At 73.7% G+C, this 3,671-nt stretch carries 2 protein-coding genes; both read right to left on the reverse strand.

Features of this window, described 5'->3' with window-relative positions:
• Nucleotides 1–121 precede the first annotated feature (121 nt).
• Complete coding sequence (dxs, locus tag ABZ749_RS31555; RefSeq protein WP_328650389.1) at nucleotides 122–2,068, reverse strand: 1-deoxy-D-xylulose-5-phosphate synthase; 1,947 nt, start codon at nucleotides 2,066–2,068, stop codon at nucleotides 122–124.
• A gap of 114 nt (nucleotides 2,069–2,182) precedes the next feature.
• A complete protein-coding gene (locus tag ABZ749_RS31560; protein ID WP_357234220.1) occupies nucleotides 2,183–3,403 on the reverse strand; it encodes a TRAM domain-containing protein in 1,221 nt (406 codons plus the stop codon).
• Nucleotides 3,404–3,671: the final 268 nt, after the last annotated feature.

Consider the following 3,671-nt stretch of genomic DNA (forward strand, 5'->3'; position numbering starts at 1 on the left):
GCGCGGCCTGAGGGTGCGGACTGCGGACTGCGGACTGCGGACTGCGGACTGCGGACTGCGGACTGCGGGTGGATATGGGACGGCGGGCGTCCCGAGGGACGCCCGCCGTTGTTTGTTCTCGTCAGTTCTGTGCGGCCGCGTCGCTGGGGGTGAGGCGGTCCGGGGTGGCGTCCAGGCCGGAGATCCAACCGGTGACGTTGCGGGCCACGTCCTGAGCGGTCAGGCCCAGGTCGGCGAGGATCTGCGCGCGGGTGCCGTGTGGGTGCCAGTCGGCGGGCACACCCAGGTCCTTGAGCGGCACCCGGACGTCGGCGTCGCGCATCGCCTGGGCGAGCGCGTCGCCCACCCCGCCGACCCGGACGCCGTCCTCGACGCTGACCACGAGCCGGTGGCGGGCGGCCAGGTCGACCAGTTCCGCCGGGACCGGGCGCACCCAGCGGGGGTCGACGACGGTGACGCCGTAGCCCTGCTCGGCGACCCGGGCGGCCACCTCCATGCCCAACTGGCCGAAGGAGCCGACGGCGACGAGCAGCACGTCGGTACGGGCCGACTCGGCCAGCACGTCGACAGTGCCGACCCGGCGCAGCGCCGGCAGATCTGCGGCGACCGCACCGGTCGGGAACCGCACCACTGTCGGGCCGTTGTCGACGGCCAGCGCCTCGCGCAGTTCCTCGCGCAGGGTGGCGGCGTCGCGGGGAGCGGCGATGCGCAGCCCCGGCACCACTCCGAAGACCGACATGTCCCAGATGCCGTAGTGGCTGGGCCCGTCCGGGCCGGTGATTCCCGCCCGGTCCAGCACGAAGGTCACCGGCAGCTTGTGCATCGCCACGTCCAGCAGGACCTGGTCGAAGGCGCGGTTGAGGAAGGTGGCGTAGACCGCGACCACCGGGTGCAGGCCACCGAGCGCCAACCCGGCCGCCGAGGTGGCCGCGTGCTGCTCGGCGATGCCCACGTCGTACACCCGTTCGGGGTACTTGCGGGCCAGCTTGGCGATGCCGGTCGGCTCGGCCATGGCGGCGGTGATGCCCACCACGTCCGGGCGCTCGTCAGCGATGGCCAGCAGCTCGTCGGCGAAGACGTGCGTCCACTTCACCGACGGGGCGGCCAGCAGGGCACCGGTCTCCACGTCGAAGGCGCTGCCGGGGCCGTGCAGGCAGTCCGCCTCGTCCTCCTCGGCGGGACGGTAGCCGTAGCCCTTGCGGGTGACGGCGTGCACGATGACCGGGCCGCCGAAGTTCTTGGCCGCGCGCAGCGCCGCCTCGACCGCCGTCACGTCGTGCCCGTCCACCGGGCCCACGTACTTGATGCCCAGGTCCTCGAACATGGCCTGCGGGGCGACCGCGTCCTTGATGCCCTTCTTGACCGCGTGCAGCACCTCGTACATCGGCTTGCCGACGAGCGGCGTGGAGCCGAGGGCGTCCTTGACGGTGTCGAGGACCTTCTCGTAGCCGGGGTTGAGCCGCAGCGAGGAGAGGTGGTCGGCCAGCCCGCCGATGGTCGGCGAGTAGGACCGGCCGTTGTCGTTGACCACGATCACGAGGGAGTTGCCGGCGGTGGCGATGTTGTTCAGCGCCTCCCAGCACATGCCGCCGGTCAGCGCGCCGTCGCCGACCACGGCCACGACGCTGCGCGCCTCGCCCCGGAGGGCGTACGCCTTGGCGAGGCCGTCGGCGTAGGACAGCGCGGTGGAAGCGTGCGAGTTCTCGATGAGGTCGTGCTCGCTCTCCGCCTGGCTGGGGTAGCCGGAGAGGCCACCGCGCTGGCGGAGCTTGTCGAAGCCGGCCTGACGCCCGGTAAGGATCTTGTGTACGTACGCCTGGTGGCCGGTGTCGAACAGGAGCCGGTCCCGGGGGGAGTCGAAGACGCGATGCATGGCGAGCGTCAGCTCGACCACACCGAGGTTGGGCCCGACGTGCCCGCCGGTGCGGGAGACCTTGGTGATCAGGAAGTCCCGGATCTCGGCGGCGAGGACGTCCAGTTCCTCGCCGGACATCCGCTTGACGTCCTGCGGACCGCGAACCGTCCCCAGCAGCCGGCCGTGGTTGGCCGTGTCCTCTTCAACACTCATGACCGGAGAGTCTATCGGCCCCCCGGTACTCCGCAGCCCGGCCCGAGCCTGAGGCACCCCGGCCGGGCCAGGAGTGGGCAGCTGAGTACCCGGTCAGGTGCCACCCGGCGGGTTCTACCCAGCGTCCGGGGGAAGCAGCAGCCCGACCTGCTCGACGTGCTGCGTCATCGGGAAGAGGTCGAAGCCCCGGAGCGCCGCCAGTCGCCAACCGAGGTCGGCGAAGGTACGCACGTCCCGGGCGAAGGCGGCCGGGTCACAGGCCACGTACGCGACCGCCCGCGGGCCCGCGGCGACCAACGCGCGGACCACCTGGGCGCCGGCACCGGAGCGCGGCGGGTCGAGCACCACCACGTCGACCGGGCCCGTGATCCGTCGGCGGGCCAGCGCGGTCTCCACCCGTGCCGACACCACCTCGACGCTGGGCTGGTCGGCGAGGTTCTCCCGGGCGGCGGCGACACCCTGCGCCGCCGCTTCGACAACTGTCACCCGGCCGGTCGCGCCGACCCGTGCGGCCAGCCCGGCGGCGAACAGCCCAGCGCCGCCGTAGAGGTCCCAGGCGACCTCGCCCGGCTGCGGGTCCAGCAACTCCAGCACGGCTGCGGAGAGGGCGTCCGCGGCGGCCGGGTGCACCTGCCAGAACGCGGAAGCGGGCAGCGTCCAGTCCCGTCCGGCGGCTACCTCGTGGACCTCGGTCGGGCCACTGACCGGGGTGGGCGCCCCGTCGCGGATCTCCGTGACGGTCACGTCCCCGCCGGTGCTGGCGACGGTCTCCACCGCCTCGGCGGCCGGCCAGCGCGCACCGGTGGGGGTGAGTACCGGAAGCTGCTGGATGGCCGGGTGGGCGATCCGGCAGCGGTCGATCGGCACCACCTCGTGCGAGCGGTGCTTGAGCAGGCCGGCACGGTCGGCGGCGTCGACCGCGTAACGGACCCGGGAGCGCCAGCCGAGCAGCCCACCGGGCAATGCCTCGACGCGCACGCCGAGCCGGTCCAGCTCGACGTCGGTCAGTCCACCGAGGCGGACGAGCTGCTCGCGGACCACTGCGGTCTTCCAGGCCAGCTGGGCGGCCGGTGCGACGTGCTGGAGGTCGCAGCCCCCGCAGGCACCCGGCCTCGCGTACGGGCAGGGCGGCTCGACCCGGTCCGGTGAGGGCTCGAGCACTGTCACCGCGTCGGCCCGGACGAACCCCCGGTGCACCTCGGTGACCTCGGCGACGACCCGCTCACCCGGCAGCGCGTGCCGGACGAAGACCACCTGCCCGTCCACCCGGGCGACACAGTGCCCGCCGGGCGCGACCGCGTCGACTGTCAGCTCGACCCGGTCCGTCTCGGCCAGGCCCCGCTCGAACGCTGGTGCGGCCGACGCCGACGGCGTCCCGGGTGTCGCGGTCCGCTGACCGCCTGGCTCAGTCACGAGTGTTCCCCATCGTTGCGCTGTTGTCGGGTCCGCCCTCGCCGGGCGGCGCGGCGGCCACCGGCGGTGCGGCGACCGGCGGTGGCACGGCGCTCCGTGGCCGACGGGCAACCGGCGGGCCAGGCTGAGCCGCGGTTGCACGCTCGGGATGATCTCGCCCAGCGGGTGCGAGGCCAGCGCCGACGCCTCG

The sequence above is a fragment of the Micromonospora sp. NPDC047753 genome (genome assembly GCF_040642735.1).
Classification (GTDB): Bacteria; Actinomycetota; Actinomycetes; order Mycobacteriales; family Micromonosporaceae; genus Micromonospora.